The organism is Thiomicrospira sp. S5 (assembly GCF_003991075.1).
GTDB lineage: Bacteria > Pseudomonadota > Gammaproteobacteria > Thiomicrospirales > Thiomicrospiraceae > Hydrogenovibrio > Hydrogenovibrio thermophilus.
This window is the reverse complement of the sequence record NZ_CP014470.1, coordinates 1460122-1485051: the sequence shown is the minus strand read 5'-3', so window position 1 is coordinate 1485051 and position 24930 is coordinate 1460122. Positions and strand designations below refer to the sequence as shown.

The following is a 24930-nucleotide window of genomic DNA, read 5'->3' as shown; positions in this document are numbered from 1 at the left end:
GTTATAACAACAAAAACGACCAGGCCTGGACAATTTTCCTGATGTATCGACCCGGAACAGTCGAAAACCCTGCAAGGTGTTTGAAAGGATTCAAACCGAACGTTTATGCCCCAGAAGAACCTGATTATCCCCACCCTGTTTTCCTTACTGATTCTATCGCTTTTGCTGGTGAGCATTCACTTCTATACCGAAAAGCGCACAGAAGAAATCACCCGAGAAAAATACGAAAACAAAGCTCTGGAAATCCAAAACCTAGTGGATACGCTGATTCAAGGCCAAAAGGACAAGATGACGTTCATCGCTCTTTCCTTGGCGCAGGACTCCCAACTCAAAGACGCCTTATTGAATCAAAACACGCAGCTTTCTTATCAAGATTACTTGAAAACACTTTCGCAACACTCTGATTTAAAAAACCTTTGGCTGCATATCGTCGACAATACCGGCCACAGTTTCTACCGTAGCTGGACGGATAAACGCGGCGATAACATTCTGGAAAAGCGCCGTGATTTGCAAAAAATGCTACAGGAACCGACGGTTATTGAAACCATCAGCACCGGCATTTTCGATATGACCTTCAAATCCAGCGTACCGATTTACGACAATGACCGTTTTATCGGTGTTTTCGAAGTCATCGGCAAATTCAATTCCATTGTCGAAAAGCTCAAAAGCCGTCACATCGAAAGCGTTTTGCTGGCCGATAAACACTACCGGGACCAAATCAAATTTCCGTTTTCCAAACGCTTCCTAAATGACTACTACTTGGTTAACGGCCAAGCACAGACGGCTCACCTTCAAGAAATCCTCGACCATAATCTACTGACGTACAGCCAATCCCACCATTACTACATCGACACCGCCGACCAGCAGCTAATCAGTTTCTTTAAGTTGCCTAATATCGACGGCGAACCAATGGGACATTTCTTCTTTTTCTACCCGCTGGATTTGATTGATGTCAGCTCACAGCAGCTGAAACCGTTCAATCTTTATATTTATACGATTCTGGTTTACCTGTTCCTGCTCGGCGGTTATTTCTACTGGGCCAATAAAAACCGTACCCGTGAAATATTCGAATTCAACCGCCACTTGTCGAAAACGGTAGACCAAAAAACGCAACAACTGTCCACCCAGAAACACTTCCTGCAAAACGTTATCGATGGTGTGTCCGACGCCGTCACAGTGTACGATAGAACCCTTTCGACCTCCCTGATGAACCATGCGGCTCGCGCCCTCCCCGAGCTGAAACTCAGTCAACATCTGCTGAATAACCGTGATACCCTTACCATTCAAGACAACGAGCCGCCCGCTTTAAAACTGGCAGCCCAAAGCTTTGAATCCGGCCGTTCGCAAAAAACGGTTTTGCATTATCTTGACCCTCAACTGAAAAAACATTATGTCGAACTGACCACCACGCCCATTAAAAACAGTCGACACGAGGTGACCTCCGTCATTCAATTGGGGCACGAAATCACCAACTACCTGGACATTCAGGAGCAATTACAGCAACAGAAAAACGACCTGGATTTCATCGCCTACCACGACCCTTTGACCGACTTGCCGAACCGCATTCTGTTCTTGGACCGCTTGAATCAAGCCATCAACCAGGCACAGCGCAATAACGAAAAAATCGCCTTGCTGTTCATTGACCTGGACCGTTTCAAGGAAATCAATGATTCGTTCGGCCACAACAGCGGTGATGAAGTATTGATTGTCTGCGCCGAACGCCTGCAAAGCTGTATTCGCAAAATCGATACCGTGGCCCGCCTCGGTGGCGACGAATTCACCATCCTGCTCGATGCCCTAAAGAGCAATAACGTCATCATTAACATCGTCGAGAAAATCATCAACCACTTGTCGGCCCCCATTTACCTTGGTGACGACGTCTTCCACGTCACCGCCAGCATCGGTATCAGCCTCTTCCCGAACGACGGTCAAAACGCCGAACAGTTGCTCAAAAATGCCGACGCCGCCATGTATAAAGCCAAAGACGACGGAAAGAACACCTATCACTTCTACACCAAAGAAATGACCGAACAGGCTTTCGAACGTATCTTCATGGAAAACAATCTTCGTGAAGCCCTCAACCGTAACGAATTCGAAATGTATTATCAACCGCAATACGACTCCAACACCAACGAAATCGTCGGATTCGAAGCTCTGGTACGCTGGAACCACCCGGAACGAGGCCTGATTCCGCCGCAACAATTCATTCCTGTGGCCGAAGAAACCGGCCTGATTGTGCCACTCGGCCGTCAAATCATCGACATGGCCACAACGGCCATTGCCGAATGGCAACGCAGCGGCTTGACGAAAGCCAGAATGGCCATCAACGTGTCCGCCAAACAATTGCGAGACGCCAGCTTTACCCAAACGCTCAGCGCCATTTTGGATAAGAACCAATGTCTGCCCGAATGGCTGGAATTGGAAATCACCGAAAGTTCGGTCATGAAGAACACCGAACACACCATCAAGCTGTTGCATCAAATCCGCCGCCGCGGCATCACCATTTCCATCGATGATTTCGGCACCGGCTATTCCTCCTTGGCCTACCTGAAAAAGCTACCGATCAATAAGGTGAAAATCGACCGTTCCTTCATCTGCAACCTGCCGGAAGACAAGGATGACGCGGAAATCACCAAGGCCATCATCTCCATGAGCCAGAGCTTGAATTTGGATATTATTGCGGAAGGGATTGAAACCGACGAACAGCGTGCGTTCGTCAATTCGGAAGGCTGCTATATGATTCAAGGCTACTTATACAGCAAACCCGTCACTTACGATGACATGACCGCCAAATTGAAAGGCGAGGCTTAAGGAACACTTTCGGCTCCCAGAGCCAGATAAATATTTAAACGGTGCGCGGGCGGGCTTTGACGTCCAGACGATCCCGCCACTGATCCCCCAGCAGATTCACGCCCAGTACCACCAACATCAACGCAATGCCCGGCGCCCACACCAAGTGCGGCGCCACCAGTAAATAACGCGTACCTTCCCGTATCATACTGCCCCAGGAAGCATCCGGTGCCTGAACCCCCAGCCCTAGGAAAGACAACCCGGCTTCGGAAATGACCGCACCGGCAATTCCAAAGGTCGCTTCCACCCCAAGCGGTGCCAACATCAAGGGGATCAAGTGCCGAAACAAAATACGATGCGTCGGCACGGCCATCGCCTTGGCGGCCAGAATATGCTCGCGCTGCCGCAAACTCAACGTTTGAGCGCGTGCCAAACGCGCATAACCGACCCAACCGACCGTCACCAACGCGAATACGACATTTTCAATGCCCGGCCCTAAAATCGCCGCCAATGCAATCGCTAACAACAACCCCGGAAACGCCAAAAACACATCAATGATTTTCAAAACCACTTTATCGGTCCAACCGCCGACATAGGCGCTGTAGACACCGATGGTCGTGCCGATCAATGCGGAGAATACCACCACCGACACCGCAACCAATAACGACGTCTGCGCGCCCATCAGTAGCCTGTCCCACACGGGTCGTCCCAACTCATCATAGCCCAGCCAGCTTCCCGCATCGCTCAAGGCCAATAATTTGTCGAGTTGAACCTCGATGGCGGCATGACCGACGGCATAACCGCCCAACGCCATCAATATCCAGGCGAGGACAATGCCATAAGGTAACCATTTGAATGTCGGAAACGTCATGTGATTTTAATTTGCCTCATCGCTACTTCGCCAAACGGATTCGGGGGTCCAGCCAAGCATAGACCACTTCAGTCAGCCCGTTCACCGTAATATAGGCCACACTGATAATCAGAATACACGCTTGCACCACTGGATAATCGCGACGTTGAATCGAGTCCACCAACAATTGCCCCAGGCCTGGCCAATCGAAGACCACTTCGGTAATCACCGCGCCGCCCAATAAAGTACCAAGCTGCAACCCCAGAATCGTCACCACCGGCAACAACGCATTGCGCAAGGCGTGTTTTCCGAAAACCGCCCGGGGCGGCAAGCCTTTCGCCTGCGCAGTTCGAATAAAGTCTTCATGAAAGACTTCCAATAAAGAAGCACGGAGCATTCGGGCCAAAATCGCCGCCAAGGCCGTGCCCAAAGTCACCGCCGGCAACACCCAAGACCAAGGCTGCTCCGCCCCGCTGACCGGTAACCAAGCCAAACCGATGGCGAAAATCAAAATCAACATCGGTCCCAACCAAAAATTAGGAATGGACACACCCAGCAACGACACGGTCATCGACACATAATCCGGCCAGTGGCCCGCTCGACGTGCCGCCCAAAACCCTAAAGGGAAGGCAATCAACACGGCAATCAACAGCGCCATCACGGTCAGTTTCAGCGTATAGGAAAATCGTTCGGCAATGAGATTGGAAACCGGCTGCTGGTAAAACAACGACTGTCCGAGGTCGCCGTGCAATAATCCGCCCATGTAATGCAGATACTGCTGCCAAATCGGCAAATCCAGTCCCAGCTGTTTGCGTAACAACGCTTCGTCCGCCGGACTGGCCCAATCGCCCAACATGACCGCGACCGGGTCGCCGGGCACCAAGTGAATCAATAAGAACACCAGCGAACTGACCACCCAGGTAATCAACACCACCGACCCGACCAGCCGTATCAAATACTGAATCATGCCTCAATCACCATTTCCGTTCCTGCCGGAATACGGTCAAACAAATCCAGAATATCGGTGTTGCGCATACGGACACAACCATGAGACAAAGGTTGGCCCATTGGTTCGGAATCCGGCGTGCCATGCAAGTAAATATAACGTTGCATGGTGTCCACCTGACCGAGACGATTCACGCCCTTCTCCAAGCCGGACAGCCATAAAATCCGTGTCAAAATCCAATCACGCTTCGGATGCGCTTCCGCCAGTGCTGCATCATAGACTTCCCCGGTGGGTCGTCGCCCCACGAATACCGTATTGATGGGTTGACCTTCGCCGATTTTGGCACGAATGATGTGGCGCCCCAGCGGGGTTTTTCCAGAACCTTTATCCGCACCGATACCGTTTAAAGCCGTGCTTATGGAATAGGTTTTCATCGGTTTGGAATCACCTTCCACCGAATATAACGCCAACTGCTGTTTGGAAATCGACAAATGCAAAAACAAACGGAACGCTCTGCTGTTCTAAAAAACACTTATTTTAACGTGTCCGTGCAGGCTTTGCTTGGAAAGAAACAAAATTACCAGGCCTGGTCGAAAATGCGAGTAGAAGGTGGACTTTAACCGAACAAACGTCAGGGAGTAGATTAGCTGGCCGCGCGGGCGTCCTGCAAGGCTTGCGGTTCGAAAATGGCTGATTGATAGGCGTCCCACAACAGGTTCCCCAGATTCGAATCGCTTTCCCAACCACGTTGTCGCATACGAAAAGCCGATTTCATCATGCCTTCCAGCAAGGCATTCGCCCATTTGGCATTGACACCGGGCTTCACAACCCCCTGGGCAATCAAGTTATCGAAGAAGGCCGCAAACTTTTCTTCAAAGAAAGTAAATCGTTCCACCAAGTCGTCCGGGCGTCCTTTTTGCTCGAACAAATCGAATAGAAAATTATAATCTTCACCCAGCAGGTGGGTATTCTTCACCAAATATTCCATCTGCTGAACCGGCTGTTGTGCTTCATTCATGGCGTCGTCCAACACCTTGGCGATTCGCTCGACAAACTCATCGGTAATCGCCAGCAAGATCGCATCGCGACCACAGAAATGGCGATGCAATGTCATGCGACTGATGCCGGCGTCACGCGCGATGTACTTCAACGGGGCGCCGTAGTCTTCATTCCAGACAGAAACGGCCGCACTGATGATTTTTTCACGCGTATTTTTCAAAACAACATCCTTATTTTTTACTTAATTCTTACTGACGGTCTGGATTAGAATCGAAAAGAATGCGCTAATAATGAACTCAGCGCCCTTCCGAAGCCTAATATGATACACCATCTGTCAAGTCCGCGGGGATTCAAAGCGCTTATCTCAGGGCTCGAATCTGCTTATCCTGCCAGCCCGACAGGAGACTGACCGCGACAAAGGCTCCCAACAAAGCAAAGCCCATATCGGACTGAGTATCCCAAACATATCCTTGCGTTCCCAGGAATGCTTCAGCGGCCTGTTCACTCAACAACGCCACCCACCATTCGATCAATTCGTAAAACGCGCTCAACGCCAACGCAAAACACACTACCAGGAAATTCAACCAGGCCTGGCCGTTCACAATCGCTTTTCGCAGCAAAATTTCACGTGCAATCAACGCCGGCACCAGGCCTTGCATAAAATGCCCCAACTTGTCGAAATTATTGCGTTCTTGCCCTAACGCCTGCGCCACCCAATCGAATAACGGCACCTCCGCATAAGTGTAATGGGCACCGACAAACAACACCACCATATGCGCCAAAATCAATGCATACAGCATTGGCGTCAAACGAAACACCTGGTAAGTGACCACCAGCACCAAGGCGCCGGCCAACGACGGCAGCGCTTCCAACCACCAGATGACGGTATCCTTTGCACCGATGGCCGACCACAGCATCACGCCAATAAAAATCAGCCCCCATAAGGTTTTCCACATGGTCGAACTCCTATTTAGAAAACCGCCGCAGGCACCTAGCCGCGAGGCGCTTTCGTCACATTCAATAAGCCGTCGAAACGACCGTCGGCGTACATTTTATAACCACGAATCGTCTCCGCAGTCACCGCATACTGATCTTCATACCACAACGGAATCACCGCCAGCGTTTCCTGCAAATGCACTTGCAAAGCACGATACAGTTCGGCCTGCTTGGCCAACGACTGTGTCTCACCCGCTTCACGAATCAAACGGTCCGCTTCGGCATCACGGTAACGACCGCGGTTCGCCCCTTTCGGCGGAATCGCATCGCTGTCAAACACGTACTGGAAAATATCCGGACTTTTCACGCCAACCCAGGCCAGGCTGTACAGCTGAAAACGGCCCTGTTTGATATCGTTGTAAAAGGTACCCCAATCATAGCTTTGCACTTTCAAGTGAATGCCGACTTCCCGCAACTGCGATTGGTAAATGGTCGCCAGACGAATGCGCGTTGGATCCGACGAGGTTTTATAACTGAACTCCAACAGGCCATCCGAATTGACCAGGCCTGGGTGTTTTTGTTTCACCGCCGCAACCAAGGCCCGTGCTTTCTCCGGACGATAGTCGAAGCCATGCAACCCGGGCACGCCGCACCAATGTTCCGGCACCAACAAACCACCCGCCAAACGAGCGTGTCCACTGAAAACACTATCGATAATCGCCTGACGGTCAATACCGTAAGCCAACGCTTGGCGCACCTCCAATTGGGACAACAATGGGTCTTCAAAGTTGAAGCCGATATAACCAAAACTGGTGCCACTGTGCCATAACACCTTCAAATCCTGACGTTCATCACAATAATGCACCAACTCCGGCGACAAATCGTTCTGAATGATGTCCAACTCGCCTTTCCGAAGCTTCAGCACCCGCACGGTGGCGTCTTTCACCGGCATAAACACCAACTGCGTTTCGTCCGGACGTTGTAACACCAGTTTCTGTTCGGTCATGGATACAAAGCGGCAAGGCCCGCAACCGACCGGAGAGAGCTGAAACGGATGATCGGCGTCCACCAGCGATTTCGGCAGAATACCGATGACCAATCGCCCGACAAACAGCGCATCCGGTCGGGACAACTTGAAATCAACCTGCGATTCGCTCACCACTTCAATGGCCGTAATGTGTTTCAGAGACCCACGGTGCGGCGAACCGAAACTTTCCTTCAAAACGGAACCATAGGTCGCGGCCACATCTTCCGATGTCAGTTTTTCGCCATTGTGAAATGGTGGAAACTCATTCAAAGTAAAACGGTAATGGGTTGGCGAAATGACCTGCCAGGAAGCCAGTTCCGGTACAGGTTCAAAAGATTGATTGAAATCGATTAATTGGCAGTAAATCAATCGATTCACACGACTGGATAAGGCATCGGTCGCCTTACGGGGGTCCAACATGCGCGGTCGGCTGGTGACGCCGACACGAATGGTATCCGACTTCGTCTCAGACGACGAACAGGCTGTCAAAAACGGTGCGCTCGCCGATACGGCGGCCCATTGAAACAGTTGGCGACGGCTAAGCATTCCGTTGCTCGCCCATCGCGCCAAAAAAGTCGGACGTCATGTTCACCTTTTACGGATCAAGTGGATCCAGTTTCGGCATTTTCTCATCGGTCGGATCGGACAACACCTGGTCGTATTTTTCAAGCTTATCCGGGGTCAGAGTGCCTGCCGCCGCTTCCAGCTTCAAACGGCTCAACACCACATTATGTAAGGATTCCGCCAGGTTGCGTCGTGCCTGGAACATATTGGTCCGTGCGGTCAAGACTTCCAGCAGGTTTCTCAAACCCACTTTATAACCTTCTTCCGCCGCCTCCAGGAAGGCGTCGTTCGACTGTACGGCGGCGCGGTTGGCGGTCACCAGTTCTTGACCACGTTGTACATTTCGAACCTGGATACGGGCATCCAGACGAGCGGTTTCGCGGGCATCACGCAAACCGGCATTCGCGGCTTTGTAATTGGAACGCGCTTGCGCCACTTGGGCACTGGTGCCACCACCGGAATACAGCGGCATGCTAGCATAGACGCCGACCGTCAGGTTATTACGGTCCGAGTATTGGGAAGCGTACCCGGAAGCCGTATCGGTATAACTCATATCGTTATAACCGGCTTGTAAGTTCACATTGAACCAATAACCGGACTTCTGCACTTCGATTTCTTCGGATGCCACATTGGCGGCTTCTTCTTGTTGCAGCACCGTCAGATTCTGATCCTGAGCTTTCATTTCCCAATCATCGATATTCAGAGTCTGCGCCGGTAACTTCGTGTTCAATGAAATGACTTTCAATTCATGGACTTCTTTACCGGTCAATTTCATCAATTCATCATAGGCCACATCCAGATTATTCTGGGCGGTGATTCGGTCGGATTTCGACAAGTCGTAACTCGACTTGGCCTGCAACACATCCGTCTTACTCGCCAAACCAACTTCCGCCGAGGCTTTGGCTCTTTCCCACTGAGTTTTATCGGCTTCTTCTTTCGCTTCGGCCAGCGTCAAATCTTCCTGCGCCAACACCACCTTAAAGTAGGAATCGGCCACACGAACAATGATGTCCTGCTCGGCGAATTTCATTTGATATTCGGATTGTTGCAATTGGTACTTGGCCTGCGAGTACTTGGCCCAGTTATCGTGCTGATACAACGATTGCGTCAGATTCACGCCCAGTTCCTGCGTGGTGACGTCATAGGCTTTTTTGTTACTGTCGTTCTTGACGTAGCTGCCGTCGGCCGTCAATTGAGGTAACAAAGGTGCACGCGCAATGTCGACCACTTTCTGGTTGGCTTCATAGGTAGCACGTGCCTGCGCCAATTGCGCATCGTGCAATACTGCCATTTGGTAAATATCCACCAGGCCTGGCGCGGACCAAGCCGTGGAAGACGCCATCAACAAGGCCGCCGCCAAAGGCTTTAATAATACGTTTTTTTGCATTTTCCGAGCATGCGGTTCAGATGTTCTTTTCATTATCACTCCAGTTGCAATAAGGCCGTTGGCTTAAACTAATATTGTAATATCGGGGGATTTCGGTGACTTCCCGCCCGACCCATTCCGGCAATTCAAGTGCCTCATCTTCCGACGACAACTCGACTTCTGCCACAATCAAACCGTTATTATCGCCTAAAAAGCGATCGATTTCCCAAATATGTGACTTAAATGTAACATAATATCGAATTTTTTCAATCACCGGACCGACACATAGTGTTTTCAACATCTTTTTCGCGTCGTCCACATCAATGGGATACTCGTATTCATCACGACTGAGGCCGATTTCCAAACTTTTGATGTTGATATTGGCTTCCTGCCCTTCCAAACGGATACGCACCGAACTTTTACTGCCCGTCTGCTGAATATCGTTCAAATACCCTTGTGCAAAATGCACTTCCTTATCGGCTTGCGCCATCCAGGCTTCGCCCTTGACCAAAAACTTACGTTCTATCTCTCTTGCCATGCTGTTTTATTCTGATTCTTTTTTTAAACGCTCGGCGCGTCATGATACGTGACTTTCCCTTCGGAAAACACATTGGTGGATAAATAACGATCACCGCGATCACACACAATCGTCACGATGGTGGCATTCTCGGTTTCACGGGCAATTTGCAACGCCGCCGCCATAGCTCCACCCGAAGACACGCCGGCAAAAATTCCTTCCTGCACCGCCATCGCTCGCATGGTCTCTTCCGCCAAAGTCTGCGACATATCGATCACCCGGTCGATGCGACGGTCGTCGTAAATGTCCGGCAAATATTCTTTCGGCCAACGACGAATGCCCGGAATGGATGAACCTTCGGTAGGCTGAACACCGACAATCTGCACCGCTTCGGACTGCTCTTTCAAATACATGGACGTCCCCATAATGGTCCCGGTGGTGCCCATTGCGCTGACGAAATGTGTGATTTCACCACTGGTGCCATGCCAGATTTCCGGGCCGGTGGACTGGTAATGCGCCATTGGGTTGTCCGGATTTGCAAACTGGTCCAGCACTAACCCTTTGCCCGACGCTTGCATACTCTGAGCCAAATCCCGCGCGCCTTCCATGCCGGTCTCTTTCGACACCAGAATCAACTCCGCCCCGTAAGCCGCCATCGAAGCGCGGCGTTCCATCGACATATTATCCGGCATAATCAATTTCAAGCGGTAGCCCATCAAGGCGGCGGCCATGGCCAGCGCAATACCTGTATTGCCACTGGTGGCTTCAATTAACGTATCGCCGGGCCGAATCTCACCACGTTTTTCCGCTTGGCGAATCATATTGACGGCCGGACGATCCTTGACCGAACCCGCTGGATTATTCCCTTCCAGCTTCGCCAAAACCACACTGTTGGTGTCCGGATGCACCATGCGCTGCACTCGAACCAAAGGCGTATTGCCCACTGTATCCATTAAGGTCTTATACATTGTTTCTTCCTTAAGACAAGCCTTGATAAAGGCCAATCGCAATCAAAACCGGCATCGTCAACACCACCGCCACATTGATTCCCAATGCAGGCATCAATTGTATTAAATCCGGAGCGGGTGTGCGCAGTTTCTGCCACAAAGGCACCACCAAAAGCAGCGACAAAAAGCCGAAGGCGGCTTGATACGGCAACCAGCCGTCAATAATCAGATACGCCAGCGCCAGATAACTCAACACCAGAAAACTTTTAAAGACCCGTAAACCGCCTTCCCGCCCCAGTCGCATGATGATATTGAAACGCCCAAGGCGCCGGTCCGCCGCTTCGTCTGGGAATTGGTTCAACAATAACAGATTATTGACCAACAAAAATGGAATCCACGACACCCAAAACGCCAGCCAACTGAATTCACCGGTCAGCACCATAAAGCCGCCCACCACCATAAACGGGCCAAACGCCAGGCCTGGCGCAATCAAACACAACCAGGGATACCGCGTGATATGCGATGTATAGGTTACAATCAAGACCACGCCCAGCAGTCCCAGCGGCAAAATCGACCAATCACGCAAATACACAAAAAAACCGCCGAGACTGATGACCATTCCCAGAAAAAAGTACCCAGCCGCCGCCACCGATTCCGCGGCGGCGGGGTTCGCCGGAAGCCCGCCGCTGCCGCCGCTGAACGGCGTTTTATCGGTCTGAAAATCCAAACCGGACTCAAAATCCTCAAATTCGTTGAGCAGATTCACGCTCAAATGCGCCGCCAGCGCCGCCACACAAATCAAGAAAAACAACGGCAAAGACCACTCGAACCCTTCGTAGGTCGCAATGGCCGACACCAACAGCATCATCGCCAGAGTCAACAGCAAAAACGGCAGGCGCATGGCTTGCAAAACGGTCCCCGCCTGCTTGAACATCGATGTCACGGAACAGTTGGCCTCATGTTGTTTAAGAGAGAGTCAGATAACGGTTCAAACGTTTTTCCCAACCGGGCAGCCAGCGCTTTTCATTTTTGTCCAGCGGCGACAATTTCACCCGCAGTTGCAATCGTGCTTTGGCCGAAGCCACAAAGTCCGGTAACGCCGTGGCTCTGGAAGTTTCCGGCATGGCAAGCAACACATCCACCAAGCCCCAGCCTTCGCCCAGATAACGTTCTTTGGCATTATGACCGATGCCTTTGAAGTTAGCGTAATCAATCATCGCAAACACGCCCTGCGGGGTGTGCGTTAATTGTTGAACATTATACGACAAATGCTGCTGTTGGGCGGAAGTCAGCGTTGGCCACAGCCGATCCAATTCCGACACCAAACGCTGAAAAATAAACTCGGCTTGCTCGGACTTGGTGGCCGCCAGCCATTGACGCAGTTCGGTCAGTTTCGGTTTTGACCAGGCCTGGTCAAAAGCGGCACGATTCGGCCAGGGCGGCTCGAACGGTGTCAGGCTTTGCAACCATTCCGGCGCCGGCCGGCGAGCGGAAACAAACGCCACCATTTGCGGAAAGGTTTGCTCAAACGGAACCGAAACGTTTTTCGGAATCCAAATAAAATGGCCGATGCCGAACGAGGGAAACGGCTCGTTCCGACTCCAGTAAGTCAGATACTTGGCATGACCGCCGGTTTCGTTTTGTTCGATGTGCTTGGCCACCCATTGGTAATCAATGGCCTGATTCGACAGCCCCAAACCGCTTGCCGCGGCGGCCAAACTAAACACCGATACCGCCAACCCGGCAACGGCGATGACAAAGGGGGTCAACAGGCGATTCACGTTAGGCATTTCATCTTGACGTTTCCATCCAGCGCTCTATCAGGCCATATTCGCCAGATAGCCGTTTTCGACATTGCGAATCATGTTTTGGTACATGCTCGGCAACTCCGGGACCACAGAATCGATCACGCAATCCTGTGATAAAAGTACTTTTGACCAGGCCTGCATTTTCGGAAAACCGTCCAAAAAATCAATGGAACACAGATTTTTCATCAACGACAATCGCATGAAAAACGGCGCATAAGCCGCATCAATCAAACAGAAATCTTCGCCATTGAAAAAGCGCTCTCCGCTGTGAACACTTTCCAACCGCGCCAGCTTACCATTGATTTCATCCCGGAAAGATTCAAACGCGGCTTGATCGGTGGCATGTGACATTTTGAACTGCAGAATATTCAGGTCGTCACCGAACGTCATCCAGGCCCGATTCATGGCCTTTTTCAGCGGATCTTTGGGGTGCAAGGACGGCGGCGTGACTTCGTCGACATATTCCTGAATCACCATGGATTCGAACAAGACTTCCTTACCGACCTTGAGCACCGGCACCTTCCCGAGCGGGGACAGACTTTCAAACCACTCCGGCGGGTTGCTCAGATCGATAAACGTCAAATCGAAATCGACCTGTTTTTTCTTCAAAACAATCACCGCTCTTTGTACGAAAGGACACAATTTGAAACTGATTAATTCCATCTTTTCCGTTGTCGTGCTCGCCATGTTGCCTCCTTTGAAGAAAATAATGATTTCCCATCATACAATTTCATCGCCGCAGGTCAAGCCAAGGAATCGGAATCGAAACGGGATTCGACCGCGAGCAGCCGAAAAAGAGCGCTCAAGTATCACCTTAAGCGCCTATCCTAAATGGAGGAGGATAAAAATCGGTACGTGCTCATGGTCTGAGCGCGTTATGGTTGAATGAATTTTTCCGGCGTGTCGAACAAAGCTTTGCGATCCGAATCGGACAATTGCCGGATGATGACCACTTGATAGCCGAGCGCCTTGTAATCATTGAGTTGTGCCATGCCGGATTCGGAATAGCTGACGAAATCCGGGAAATCTTCCCGTGAAAGTCCTTTCAAACCGCCGACAGCACCACAGACATAGATGGAAACGCCATCGGATTGGGTGAGTTGGCTGAAGGTATCATGCAAAGCCGCATTGTCAGATTGCGCTTGTTTTTGTAAGGCAAATTCTTCCGCGCCGTGGCTCACCACCGCAATATCGACATCCGGGAACCGCTCACGAATCAAATGGATTTGCTTACGAACATAAGGGGCCAAGGTGTTCAAGGCATTGGCATCCAAGGTTTCAATATCGAACACCACACCGTCGGGAGCGGCCGCTTCAGATAGGATAACGTCAACCTGCGGATGTACATCGGGCAGCGTCTCGGCTTTTGCCGCCATTGAACACAGAGCAAAAATCAGGAGCAAAAATCGATTTCGGAGCCGGGTGACGGTTGGATTCAGCATTGAATAACCTACCTTTAGAGTCAAGTTTTACTCGCATTCTACTCCGGTACCCAATCAAACACCAGCCTTATTAAACTCTACTAATATAGAAGCTTTTTTATCTGTTATTTCATAAGCTTATATCGGCCAGGCCTGGCTGTTTTTTAGGCAATAGAGACATGCGTAGAAACCGCACATCAAAGACTAGATTTTGTCGGCCAATACCAACTCTTCGAACTTTTTCAGTAAGGTATCCTGATCTTCCACTCGTTCCGGATCGGTGATAATACAATCCACCGGGCAGACGCTGACGCACGTCGGGGTATCGTAATACCCGACACACTCCGTACACAAGTCAGGATTGATTTCGTAGATTTTTTCGCCGTAATAAATCGCTTGGTTCGGACACTCCGGCTCGCACATATCGCAATTGGTGCACCCTTCCAGTATTTTCAAGGCCATAATCGTTCCTTCGCCAGCTTACCCGAGTGACTTAAGCCGAAGCGTCGGCCGCATCTTTTGCCGCCTTCGCTTCACGTGCCGCCGCATCCCTCTTCAAGTCGCCGCCCCATGCTTCGTTCCGCATAATCAAACCGAAGCGCAAGGTTTCCACGTCCAGATTTTTAAACGGATTCGGAATGCGTACGCGCCAGCCGGAGCCCAACGCACACTCAACCGGTTTATCGTGATGGTCCTGCATGTCTGCCAGGTTCAATGTCACGTTGCCGGCCGGCGTCATGATTTCCAGCGAATCGCCCAGACAGAATTTGTTCTTCACGTCGATTTCCAGCAGACTTTTTCCATCACGCTCAACGACATCGACCACTTCCCCGACAAAACGCTGACGGTCGGATTTGGACACCCCGTATTCGTAGTTTTGATATTCGGAATGCACATGACGGCGTAAGAAACCTTCGGTGTAGCCACGGCTCGCCAGGCTTTCCAGGTCGCTCAATAAATTTTGGTCAAAGGGTTTACCGGCCGCCGCATCGTCGATGGCTTTACGATAAACCTGCGCGGTGCGCGCCACATAATAATGCGACTTGGTACGTCCTTCGATTTTCAAGGAATCCACGCCCATATCGACCAATTCCGGAATCAATTCCACCGCACGCAGGTCCTTGGAATTCATGATATAAGTGCCGTGTTCGTCCTCGTACGCCGGCATGTATTCGCCCGGGCGCCCTTCCTCTTCCAACAACATCATTTGGTCAGTCGGCTTCCCGGCCCCAATGGTCACATCCGGCATCTCTGTCTCCGCTCCGGTCAGATCGGTGATATTCGCCACCTGCCCAACAGGAACCCCCACTACGTCACCCGTTTCATCTTCCTGACCTTCGTAGGTATTGTAGTTCCAACGACAGGCGTTGGTGCATGTGCCCTGGTTGGCATCACGTTTATTGATATAACCGGACAGCAAACAACGCCCGGAATAAGCGATGCACAAAGCGCCATGCACGAACACTTCCAGCTCCATGCCCGGCACCGCTTCACCGATTTCACGGATTTCCTGAATCGACAATTCGCGCGACAAGACCACTCGGCTGATGCCTTGGTCGTGCCAAAACTTCACCGTGGCCCAGTTAACCGCATTGGACTGCACCGACAAATGGATTTCCTGTTCCGGATATTCCGCCCGCACCATCGCAATCAAACCCGGATCGGACATAATCAAGGCGTCCGGCTTCATGGCGATGATCGGAGCGATGTCGCGCATATAGGTTTTGATTTTGGCGTTATGCGCCGCGATATTACTGACCACATAGAATTTTTTACCCAATTCGTGTGCGCGTTTGATGCCCTTATCCAGGGTCTCTTCGTCGAATTCGTTATTGCGCACGCGCAGGCTGTAACGAGGCTGACCGGCGTAAACCGCGTCCGCGCCATAAGCAAAGGCGTATTCCATGTTTTTAAAGGTCCCGGCGGGCGAGAGTAATTCCGGTTTAAAGTTGTCTGCTTTCAAGGCAAATCCTTTATCGTTCATTTCCGAGTTGTGAACCGGGTATTTTACTCTATTTCACTCCGGTTTGTTCAAGTGTTTGATGCCATAAAACCCTTTTGTTTTCAAAGGATAATTGCGCATTGGCCGGACTGGTGGAGGGAAGCGAATGAAACACCAGATCGTCCGGTAAGGTTTGCGTTTTCATCACCTGCTTTTCAAACAGGTTCTGGGCGGCTTTGCCGTTAAATAACACCGTTTTCAAACCGGGAAAGCGCTTAAAAAGCGATTCGAAATCATTGGCTTCCGGCTGTTTTATGGCCGAATCCAAACTGCCGGACCGCTCGCAAAACGCCAACACATCCCAAAGCAAAATTGCGTGCTGTCGGCACAAAGCGATTTTCTGCTCGACCGTTTCAATCGGCTGCTGAAAGGCTTCCGCCAGAATCGGCCAGAAGGCATTGCGCGGATGGGCGTAATAAAACGCTTCTTCCAAAGACGCCACACTGGGCATGGTGCCGAGAATCATGATTGTCGGGTTTTCAGGCAGAATGGGCGCAAAGCCGGAACAACTGGACATAAGAGAGAGTAACCTTTTACAGAGGCTGAATCAGAAAGATTAAAAGAGCGAATAGCAAAAAACCGCCAGGCCTGGCGGTTTTGTCATGTGTTAACGCCGCATCAAACTTCATTGAATCGACTTTAAGAAGGCTTGCAAATCGGCTTGATTTGAAAAGTATTCCACGTCTTTAATCACCAGATTATACAGCTTATAAACCGAAACCGTTTCCGGCTGTTGCGGCCAGGTCGCCGTCATTTGTTCATCATAAGACAGCGCAATCGGAAAAGCATAATCTTTCATTTTCGGAATCGCAAACAAACTGGTAATCAGGCTCGGCATTTGCGACACATCCGCGACATATAACCACTGATGCGCTTTCGGATCGGTGATTTTCAAGTTGTCGAAACTTTCTTTCACCCATTGACCACCATCTTTATGGTGCGAAAAAATCACCCATTCGGTCCCCGCCGTCAAACGAATCGGCTTATCCCATTGGTCTTTGAATTCATGTGCGGGCAATGCCTGCAGTTTGGCCGGGGCCTGTGCATACGCGGCGAACTGAACACCAACCAACAACATCATGGTCATCATGATTTTCTTTAACATTTTTGAGCTCCAAAATCGTTGTTAAAACAAACCTTCAGATACAAAAACTGCCTGTAAAAACAGGCAGTTCTCGCTTCTTATTCTACGTTTTCTGTCAGTTCATCCAATTAGATGGATTTTTTACAGAAGTAGAAATCAACACACTCGTACTCGCCGGAGGCCATGCGCTCTTTCGCTTCTTCCGTGGTGGAAGGCGGTGGAACGATGACTTTATCGCCTGGCTGCCAAGCTTCCGGCGTCGCACACGCATTCGTGTCAGAGGTTTGCATGGCTTTCACGATGCGCACGAATTCGTCCATAGAACGACCGTTGCTCATCGGATAATACATCATAGCACGCAAAACTCCTTCCGGATCGATGATGAAGGTAGCACGTACAGCAGACGTATCAGCCGCACCCGGGTGAATCATCCCGTAAGATGTCGCGACTTTCATATCCAGGTCAGCGATGATCGGGAATTCGATGTCCACACCGAATTTTTCTTTGATGTTCAACACCCAAGCGTTATGCGAATGGTGTGAGTCAATGGAAAGACCCAAAAGTTCGCAGTTCAATTCGTCAAACTGTGGCTTACGGGCTTGGAACGCCATAAACTCAGTGGTACAAACCGGCGTGAAATCCGCTGGGTGAGAGAAAAGGATCAACCATTTCCCTTTGTAGTCTTCAAGCGTTTTACGGCCAGCCGTTGTAACCGCATCAAAAGCCGGAGCCGGTTCATTCAAACGAGGTAGAGAAATAACTTGTGCTTCTTGGTTTTCCATTTTGGAATCTCCTATAGTTGTTATTTATACCTAGGTATAAAATATATTTTTACATCCACAAGCATATTTAATGCTTGGAACAAACTATAGCAATGCGATCCCGTTCAATCCAATTAATTATTCATTAAATTTTAATAGCAAAAAACTATTAACTTGCTTTTCTCATTAAAAATCAATAAACAGGTGTCTTTTACCCCAACTCGACATAAGAGGTTTCTTGAGCCGTAAACTCACCCACCGGGTTGCCCCACAAGTCATATTCATCCGCCGCAAAAATCTCTACCTCGACAAAGTCGCCGGGGTTCAGATGATGCCCTTCCGGAATAAACACCAGACCGTCAATTTCCGGCGCATCCGCTTGAGAGCGGGCAATCGCACCTTCTTCGTCCACCTCGTCCACCAACACCTGCATGGTCCGGCCGATTTTGGCTTGCATCTTCTCGGCACTGATTTGCTGCTGCAATTGCATAAAACGATCGAACCGCTCCTGCTTGATGTCGTCCGGCACCGGTTCGGCTAGGTCATTGGCCACGGCGCCTTCCACGGGCGAATACTGGAAACAGCCCACTCGATCCAAGCGAGCTTCAGTAATAAAGTCCAGTAAATTCTGGAACTGCTCCTCGGTTTCTCCAGGAAACCCGACGATAAAGGTGGAACGAATGGTCAGGTCTGGTACCTGTTCGCGCCACTTCTGAATACGTTCCAGGGTTTTATCGACATTCCCAGGACGCTTCATGGCTTTCAGGATATCCGGATCGGCATGCTGTAATGGCATATCGAGATACGGCAAGATTTTGCCCTGAGCCATCAGCGGAATCACCTCTTCGACATTCGGGTAGGGATAAACATAATGCAAGCGCACCCAGAAGTCGTCCTGATTCCCCAACTCACCCAGTGCTTCGGCCAAGCCAAGCATGGAGGTTTTGGTCGGACGGCCGTCGGCGAAATCGGTTTTATATTTGACGTCCACGCCATAAGCGGCCGTGTCTTGCGACACCACCAACAATTCCTTGACGCCGGCTTCTTTCAAACGTTTGGCTTCCGCCACCACATCCGACGCTGGGCGGCTGACCAAATCACCGCGCATTGACGGGATAATGCAAAAGGTACAACGATGGTTACAGCCTTCGGAAATCTTCAGGTAAGCAAAGTGTTTCGGCGTCAACTTGATGCCCTGCGGCGGCACCAAATCCACAAACGGATCGTGTGCTGGTGGCGCAATCACTTCATGCACCGCCGTCAAAACTTCTTCATAAGCTGCCGGGCCGGAAACCGCCAAAACTTTCGGGTGAATCTCCTTGATTTGGTTATCGTCTTTCCCACCCAAACAGCCGGTAACGATGACTTTACCGTTTTCCTCCAAGGCTTCCCCAATGGTATCCAACGATTCCTGCACCGCGCTGTCGATAAATCCGCAGGTGTTGACAATAACCGTATCCGCCTCTTCATAGGAATTGGTTAAATGATAGCCCTCGGCTTTGAGCTGGGTGAGAATCCGCTCCGAATCGACGGTAGCTTTCGGACACCCCAAACTCACGATTCCAACGGTCGGGTTCTGTTGCGACATAATAATTTCCTTTGCGTTCCTGGCCCGCATGCCTTGCTTTAAACTGCGGGTATTTTATTCGATTCCACCGTAAAGAAACACACAAAGAGGACATTCTTATTCAAAGAATTGAGAGAATAGAAACGTTTAAACGAGGGTTAAAGCAGGTCTTTTTCCAAAAACGATATTTTCAAATGACTTTGCATGGTCGTTAGCCAAATCTCGCCAGGCCTGGCTTCAAACAGATAACAATAAGACAACCAGGCGCCATCGCACTGCGCAAGCACTTTCGGTTTTGACCAAGTCTGGCCATCATCGTCCGACCAAATCAAACACAATTCGGCTCGGTACCACGAAGCGGCGACTTCGGAGAACAGTCCGGCCACTCGCGGCGCGGTACCATCTTGCGTGTTCGCCAGCGGGTTGTAAGCCAACAACAGCCGACCACTTTGCAAACGGCACAACATGCCCGGCGAACTGCTGGCTTCCATACCCGGCGTCAACTGCGTCCAGGTGCGACCTTTATCCTCGGAATAAACGTTCCAGAACCAATCAAGATTGGTGCGAATCAAATACCAAACCCGCCCGTCTTTCAGTTCAACCAAACTGCCTTCATAGCATCCGCCATGATGACCTTGCCCACCGTTATCAAGCTTATTGCTGGCTTGCCAAGTCTGGCCTTCGTCTTCCGAGCGATAGGTCAAACTGTAATGACGACCGGCCTCATAATCCAAGTTTTGTGCAGCCATCACCAGCTCGCCACTGTCAAGCTGAATCATTGTAGTTGTCGCCCCACAATACCCTTCTGAGACACATACTGGCGCCTCCCAGGAATAACCGCCATCCAAACTGCGAACCGTCCACAAGGCTAAAAAAGTGTTTTTGGTCGGTTTATTAGTTTTACGGTGCCAGTTGAAGTGCACCTTTGCCATGTTCAAGAACCCCAGCACAATGACGCCTGACTCGGTCACACATAAACTTTGGGTGTCTTGCACCTCAAAGTCATCACTATCAAACAAGGAAACCGGTCGCCAGCTTTTACCTTCATCCTTGGAAATCAGTGCATGGCGCGTATCGATACAGACAAGATCACCTTGCCGGTTACGCACAAACGGCCCCGTTTGCTCAATCTCCAGCGGTTGCACACCATCATTCAAATAAACGTCCGCTTCGGTTTTCGGGGCCAGTTTGAAGTCGAGCTGAATGTCTGGATAAGCTTTCATCGCATCAATCCGATTCGGTGGTTAAAACGGTTTGACCACAACAAGAATCAAAATCACGATGGTCAGTACCAGCGGGATTTCATTCGCCCAACGGTAATAAACCCCGCTATGGTCCAAATGGCCTTGTTGCATTTCATCGGTACGCTTTTTCGTCCAGTAGTGATACGCCAACATCAAAATCACAAAGACGATTTTGGCGTGTAGCCATCCCATGCCCTGCGCCAGCGGCCAATACGCCAACCACAACCAGATTCCCGTCCCGATTGCCAACACCATCATAATGGTCATAAAACGATAGAGTTTTTTCGCCATGATGGCCAAACGATCCACCTGCTGCCCGGCCGCCTGACCTTCGACAAAATGCACGAAAATACGGGGTAAATAAAAGATTCCCGCCATCCAGGACATCACAAACAGAATATGAAAAGTTTTTAACCACAACACGTCTATTTTCTCCAATACGGCTTTTAGAATCTGTATGATACAGGTTCTAATGATTCAAAACACGAACAAACAGGATTTAAGATGAAAATTGAACAAAATAAAGTTGGCATGATCAACTACTCTTTGACGGATTCCGAAGGCAACTTAATCGATTCTTCAAACGGTCAGGCGCTGGCTTATTTACACGGTCATTCCAATCTTATTCCTGGTTTGGAAAAAGAGCTTGAAGGCAAAGGCACCGGCGATAAATTCAATGCGAATATCCCGGCCAGCGAAGCCTATGGTGAAGTGGAACCGAACCTGATTCAGGAAGGCGTTCCGAAAAGCATGTTCCAAGGTGTCGATAATCTGGAAGTTGGCATGCGTTTCGAAGCCCAATCGGAACAAGGCGTTCACTCGGTTGAAATCACCGACATTCAAGACGAAACGGTCACCGTGGACGGTAACCACCCGTTGGCGGGCAAAGATTTGAACTTCGACATCGAAGTCATGGGCGTGCGTGATGCCACCGAAGAAGAGCTAGAGCACGGCCACGCACACGGAGACGGCGGTCACCAGCACTAAACGCTGACCAAAAGCTTCAACGAAAAAGCGCTGAGAATGGTGACATTCCAGCGCTTTTTTTGTATCGATTATCTGCATTATCTGCGTTCAACCCGTATTTAATATGGCTCACGGCATGACTTACGGCTTTTCCATTAAATACTCTTCATAATCCAGTCCCGGTCTGTCCACCACGACCGGAATCGCCAACAACCCGACCCCTGCCTTTTGAACCGAGTCTTTATGGCCCGACACCAAAGGATGCCAGTCTGGTAAAGGATCGCCACGCAATAACACTCGATAACCGCAGGTGTCCGGCAACCAATCGAACTCCGCCACCCGGTCCACCGTCAAGTTCACACAGGTGGGTACATTCACCGAACGATTGGCATAATCGGAACACGCCGCTGTTTGGGTATCCGAGTACGGGCAGACCACGCGAGTGTAGACAATTTCGTCATTCTCATCGTCCTGTAATTTGGTCAAACAGCACAAACCACAGCCATCGCAAACCGCCTCCCACTCGTCCGACGTCATTTCCGCCAAAGTTTTGATTTCCCAAAAAGGTTTTTCAGGCGTTTTATCGGTCATCTTGCTTCTCTTTCATCTTAAAAAATCGCCAAGGCGCTTGCCATTCAATCAGGCAAGCGTCGGCGGCGTCACTTAAAAAGCGCTCGCCCTGCTCCGGTTTCAGAACAAACTCATAGTCTTCGCCATCGTACTCAAAGCGCAGCGCATAGGCATGTAAATAACCTCGGTCCTCGTGTTGTGCTTTTTCCACCGCATCATAGCGACGGTCCCCCGCAATCGGTGCGCCAAGGCTTTTCAAGGCCACTCGCAGCTGATGGGTTTTGCCGGTATGCGGTTTCAACAGAAACCAACGCTCATTGGGCCGACAACTTTGGGAAATAAATTGCGTCACGGCCGGGTTGGTTTGTGTGGTGGCCAATTTCCAACTGCCTCGCCGTGCCGGAAGCATATCGCCTTTCACCCAACCTTGCTTTTTCTTCGGCTTGTGCGTGGAAATCGCCAGATAATATTTCTCCACGTCGCGCTGCTCAAACAGCATTTGAAAACGCTGAGCCGCCGACAAGTTAAGGGCAAAAACCACCAGGCCTGATGTCATCTTATCCAAACGGTGCACTGGATACAGTTCGGGCAATTCATACTGCTGTTGTAACAAAACGGCCAGGCCTGGCTGTTTTTCGCCCGCCTCATCCGCTTCGCTGTGAAAGTCCAAGCCGGCCGGCTTATTCACCACCCAGAAATCCTGTCCTCGAAATACCGTTGAAATCCGTTGTGCCATTTGCAACCGTTATGGTCTAAAAAAGCGAAAGTTTACCGAATTCAAAGCCTTAAGTGTCATTTAATTCAGCATACCCCACCCAAAAACAACAATTAAATGACACTCAAATTTCACAAAAAATATTTCACTTTCAATCACTTAAATACAATTACATTCTGGCATGCTTCTTGTAATAGTTCTGTTTGAATAAAACCAACAGGCGTTAAAACGTCAACAAATTGACAATCAAACACTGGGGAACATCATTATGGCGAGTAAAATGAATACATCACAAAAAGTCAGTACCTGTTTGGATTACATCGATCGTCGTTTGGAAACCACGTCCGAACAGACCATCCAGATTGCAGAAATGATTATTAACGACATCAAAGAATTGACCGCCGCTTATCCGGAAGCCTTGAAGAACAATCGTTTAAGAGAGCACGCCGAGCGCGTCCGCACCACGCAGATGAAATGGGTTAATCAATTGCACGACATTATTTTGGAACAAACCAACCGAGATTTGAACGGCCAAGTCATTCAGGCACTACAGAATTTTATTAACACCATGAATAAAAAACAGTTGAAGCACCTGGATTTCGACATGCCCAGCGCCGTCAAGCGTGAACAGCCTGAGCACGAACATGAATATCTGACACAAGAACAGATCGAAGCCTTAATGGCCTCCGACATCAAACAACTGCCGGTGTCGTCCACGCACCATTAAGCTCAATCGGTTCCATGTCGTTCACTGAACGGCAGACATAAAAAAAGACCAGGCCTGGTCTTTTTTTTATATTTCCAATTTGCTGTTTTGAAATTGGGTTATTTTTTGCGCTTGCTCTGCTTGGCCGCATCGCGCGCTTCACGCTCCGCTTCCTGCTCCAGGAAAATGCGGTTCAGTTCTTCTTCCTGCGCAGTGGCATCCGCCCCCTCTTTTACCGGCTTCATCAAATCTTCCTTCGATACGCCCAATGCCAATGCAATGGAGCTGGCGACATAGGTAGAGGAATAGGTCCCGACCACGATACCGACAATCAAGGCCAGTGCGAAGTTGTGAATGATTTCACCGCCCAAAACAAACAAGGCAATCAGCACCAGCAAGGTGGTCAAGGACGTCATGATAGTACGCGACAACATTTGGTTGATGGCCAAATTCGTGACCTCCTCCGGTGTGCCGTCTCGGAGGGTTCGGAAATTTTCCCGCACCCGGTCAAAGACCACGATGGTATCGTTCAGGGAATAACCGATGACCGCCAGTAACGCCGCCAGCACCGTTAAATCGAACTGGGCTTGCGTCCAGGCGAACACGCCCAGCGTGATGACCACATCATGCACCAAGGCCGCCACGGAGCCGATGGAGAAGCGGAACTCGAAACGTAACGCCACGTAAATCAAAATCCCGATCAAGGCATAAATCACCGACAAAGCACCGTCTTCAGTCAATTCATCCCCAACCTGCGGACCGACGAATTCGACACGACGCAACTCAAAACCGTCGGAATGGTTATCCCGCAATCCGTCCATCGCCATATTGCTGATTTGCGCGGAATTCACGCCGTCGCGCGGCGCAATGCGAATCAAAACGTCTTCCGCCGAACCGAAGTTCTGAACCACCGCTTCGTCAAAGCCGCTGACCTGTAAGGCGTCACGAATGTTATCGACATCGGCCGGTTCTTGATACGACAATTCGATAATCGTCCCGCCGGTGAAGTCGATCCCAAGGTTCAGCCCTTTCACAAACAAACCGACGACCGACAAAATGACGAAAGCCAATGAAACCCCCATCGCCAAGCGGCGATGGCCCATAAAGTTATACTGTTTTTCTACTTGTGCGCTCATTGTGTTTC

The 24930-nt window shown here is 50.2% G+C and carries 27 protein-coding genes; 3 read left to right on the top strand and 24 right to left on the bottom strand.

The window, feature by feature from the left end; translation table 11 throughout:
• Positions 1-105 precede the first annotated feature (105 nt).
• On the top strand, positions 106-2811 hold the full coding sequence (locus AYJ59_RS06775) for an EAL domain-containing protein (RefSeq protein WP_127119664.1): 2706 nt from the start codon (positions 106-108) through the stop codon (positions 2809-2811).
• Positions 2812-2845: 34 nt separating this feature from the next.
• Here the strand turns inward: AYJ59_RS06775 and AYJ59_RS06770 are convergent, their stop codons facing one another.
• From AYJ59_RS06770 to AYJ59_RS06670, 21 genes are all read right to left on the bottom strand, one after another.
• Entirely contained in the window at positions 2846-3661 is an 816-nt protein-coding gene (locus AYJ59_RS06770) for an ABC transporter permease (RefSeq protein WP_127119663.1), read from the bottom strand.
• A 22-nt stretch (positions 3662-3683) separates the two neighbouring features.
• A complete protein-coding gene (nikB, locus tag AYJ59_RS06765; RefSeq protein WP_127119662.1) occupies positions 3684-4607 on the bottom strand; it encodes a nickel ABC transporter permease in 924 nt (307 codons plus the stop codon).
• Positions 4604-5089 carry a L,D-transpeptidase gene (locus AYJ59_RS06760; RefSeq protein WP_029938209.1) on the bottom strand — a complete coding sequence of 162 codons (486 nt, stop codon included), beginning with the start codon at positions 5087-5089 and terminating at the stop codon, positions 4604-4606. The genes nikB and AYJ59_RS06760 overlap by 4 nt, the downstream gene beginning before the upstream one ends.
• A 140-nt stretch (positions 5090-5229) precedes the next feature.
• Positions 5230-5805 carry a TetR/AcrR family transcriptional regulator gene (locus AYJ59_RS06755; protein ID WP_029938210.1) on the bottom strand — a complete coding sequence of 192 codons (576 nt, stop codon included), beginning with the start codon at positions 5803-5805 and terminating at the stop codon, positions 5230-5232.
• A gap of 139 nt (positions 5806-5944) precedes the next feature.
• A complete protein-coding gene (locus AYJ59_RS06750; RefSeq protein WP_127119661.1) occupies positions 5945-6541 on the bottom strand; it encodes a DUF2238 domain-containing protein in 597 nt (198 codons plus the stop codon).
• 35 nt (positions 6542-6576) lie between these two features.
• Positions 6577-8094 carry an ABC transporter substrate-binding protein gene (locus AYJ59_RS06745; protein WP_127119660.1) on the bottom strand — a complete coding sequence of 506 codons (1518 nt, stop codon included), beginning with the start codon at positions 8092-8094 and terminating at the stop codon, positions 6577-6579.
• 49 nt (positions 8095-8143) lie between these two features.
• A complete protein-coding gene (locus AYJ59_RS06740) occupies positions 8144-9532 on the bottom strand; it encodes a TolC family outer membrane protein (protein ID WP_225972279.1) in 1389 nt (462 codons plus the stop codon).
• Positions 9516-10016 (bottom strand): CYTH domain-containing protein, encoded by a 501-nt coding sequence (locus tag AYJ59_RS06735; RefSeq protein ID WP_127119659.1) that lies wholly within the window; start codon positions 10014-10016, stop codon positions 9516-9518. The genes AYJ59_RS06740 and AYJ59_RS06735 overlap by 17 nt, the downstream gene beginning before the upstream one ends.
• A 23-nt stretch (positions 10017-10039) precedes the next feature.
• Positions 10040-10963: a cysteine synthase CysM gene (cysM, locus tag AYJ59_RS06730; RefSeq protein WP_127119658.1), complete on the bottom strand. Its 924-nt coding sequence runs from the start codon at positions 10961-10963 to the stop codon at positions 10040-10042.
• 10 nt (positions 10964-10973) lie between these two features.
• Entirely contained in the window at positions 10974-11876 is a 903-nt protein-coding gene (locus AYJ59_RS06725; protein WP_237260388.1) for a prenyltransferase, read from the bottom strand.
• Positions 11877-11907: 31 nt separating this feature from the next.
• Complete coding sequence (locus AYJ59_RS06720) at positions 11908-12732, bottom strand: hypothetical protein (RefSeq protein ID WP_127119656.1); 825 nt, start codon at positions 12730-12732, stop codon at positions 11908-11910.
• Positions 12733-12762: 30 nt separating this feature from the next.
• The gene (locus tag AYJ59_RS06715) at positions 12763-13437 is read right to left on the bottom strand and encodes a glutathione S-transferase family protein (RefSeq protein ID WP_127119655.1); all 675 of its coding nucleotides are present in this window, start codon (positions 13435-13437) and stop codon (positions 12763-12765) included.
• A 188-nt stretch (positions 13438-13625) separates the two neighbouring features.
• Complete coding sequence (locus AYJ59_RS06710) at positions 13626-14192, bottom strand: DsrE family protein (RefSeq protein WP_164730748.1); 567 nt, start codon at positions 14190-14192, stop codon at positions 13626-13628.
• Positions 14193-14375: 183 nt separating this feature from the next.
• On the bottom strand, positions 14376-14633 hold the full coding sequence (locus tag AYJ59_RS06705) for a YfhL family 4Fe-4S dicluster ferredoxin (protein ID WP_127119654.1): 258 nt from the start codon (positions 14631-14633) through the stop codon (positions 14376-14378).
• 31 nt (positions 14634-14664) lie between these two features.
• On the bottom strand, positions 14665-16134 hold the full coding sequence (gene trhP / locus AYJ59_RS06700; protein ID WP_257791217.1) for a prephenate-dependent tRNA uridine(34) hydroxylase TrhP: 1470 nt from the start codon (positions 16132-16134) through the stop codon (positions 14665-14667).
• 49 nt (positions 16135-16183) lie between these two features.
• Positions 16184-16690 (bottom strand): DNA-deoxyinosine glycosylase, encoded by a 507-nt coding sequence (locus tag AYJ59_RS06695; RefSeq protein ID WP_127119652.1) that lies wholly within the window; start codon positions 16688-16690, stop codon positions 16184-16186.
• 108 nt (positions 16691-16798) lie between these two features.
• A complete protein-coding gene (locus AYJ59_RS06690; RefSeq protein ID WP_127119651.1) occupies positions 16799-17278 on the bottom strand; it encodes a hypothetical protein in 480 nt (159 codons plus the stop codon).
• 107 nt (positions 17279-17385) lie between these two features.
• On the bottom strand, positions 17386-18039 hold the full coding sequence (locus tag AYJ59_RS06685; protein WP_127119650.1) for a peroxiredoxin: 654 nt from the start codon (positions 18037-18039) through the stop codon (positions 17386-17388).
• A 190-nt stretch (positions 18040-18229) separates the two neighbouring features.
• Positions 18230-19606, bottom strand: a complete 1377-nt coding sequence (gene rimO, locus AYJ59_RS06680; RefSeq protein ID WP_127119649.1) for a 30S ribosomal protein S12 methylthiotransferase RimO — start codon at positions 19604-19606, stop codon at positions 18230-18232.
• Between the two features lie 137 nt (positions 19607-19743).
• Entirely contained in the window at positions 19744-20808 is a 1065-nt protein-coding gene (locus AYJ59_RS06675) for a sialidase family protein (protein WP_127119648.1), read from the bottom strand.
• Positions 20809-20829: 21 nt separating this feature from the next.
• Positions 20830-21252 (bottom strand): CopD family protein, encoded by a 423-nt coding sequence (locus tag AYJ59_RS06670; RefSeq protein ID WP_029938228.1) that lies wholly within the window; start codon positions 21250-21252, stop codon positions 20830-20832.
• An 81-nt stretch (positions 21253-21333) separates the two neighbouring features.
• Between AYJ59_RS06670 and slyD the strand changes: the two genes are divergently transcribed.
• The gene (gene slyD, locus AYJ59_RS06665; protein ID WP_029938229.1) at positions 21334-21816 is read left to right on the top strand and encodes a peptidylprolyl isomerase; all 483 of its coding nucleotides are present in this window, start codon (positions 21334-21336) and stop codon (positions 21814-21816) included.
• 120 nt (positions 21817-21936) lie between these two features.
• Here slyD and AYJ59_RS06660 read toward each other — a convergent pair whose 3' ends face one another.
• Both AYJ59_RS06660 and AYJ59_RS06655 read right to left on the bottom strand, forming a co-directional pair.
• Positions 21937-22386 carry a YcgN family cysteine cluster protein gene (locus AYJ59_RS06660; protein ID WP_127119647.1) on the bottom strand — a complete coding sequence of 150 codons (450 nt, stop codon included), beginning with the start codon at positions 22384-22386 and terminating at the stop codon, positions 21937-21939.
• Entirely contained in the window at positions 22376-23101 is a 726-nt protein-coding gene (locus AYJ59_RS06655; protein WP_127119646.1) for a TIGR01621 family pseudouridine synthase, read from the bottom strand. The genes AYJ59_RS06660 and AYJ59_RS06655 overlap by 11 nt, the downstream gene beginning before the upstream one ends.
• 259 nt (positions 23102-23360) lie before the next feature.
• Here AYJ59_RS06655 and AYJ59_RS06650 point away from each other — a divergent pair, with 259 nt between their 5' ends.
• On the top strand, positions 23361-23807 hold the full coding sequence (locus AYJ59_RS06650; RefSeq protein ID WP_225972281.1) for a hypothetical protein: 447 nt from the start codon (positions 23361-23363) through the stop codon (positions 23805-23807).
• A gap of 98 nt (positions 23808-23905) precedes the next feature.
• On the opposite strand, the gene secF is transcribed toward AYJ59_RS06650, so the two are convergent.
• Positions 23906-24922, bottom strand: a complete 1017-nt coding sequence (secF, locus tag AYJ59_RS06645; RefSeq protein ID WP_127119645.1) for a protein translocase subunit SecF — start codon at positions 24920-24922, stop codon at positions 23906-23908.
• Positions 24923-24930: the final 8 nt, after the last annotated feature.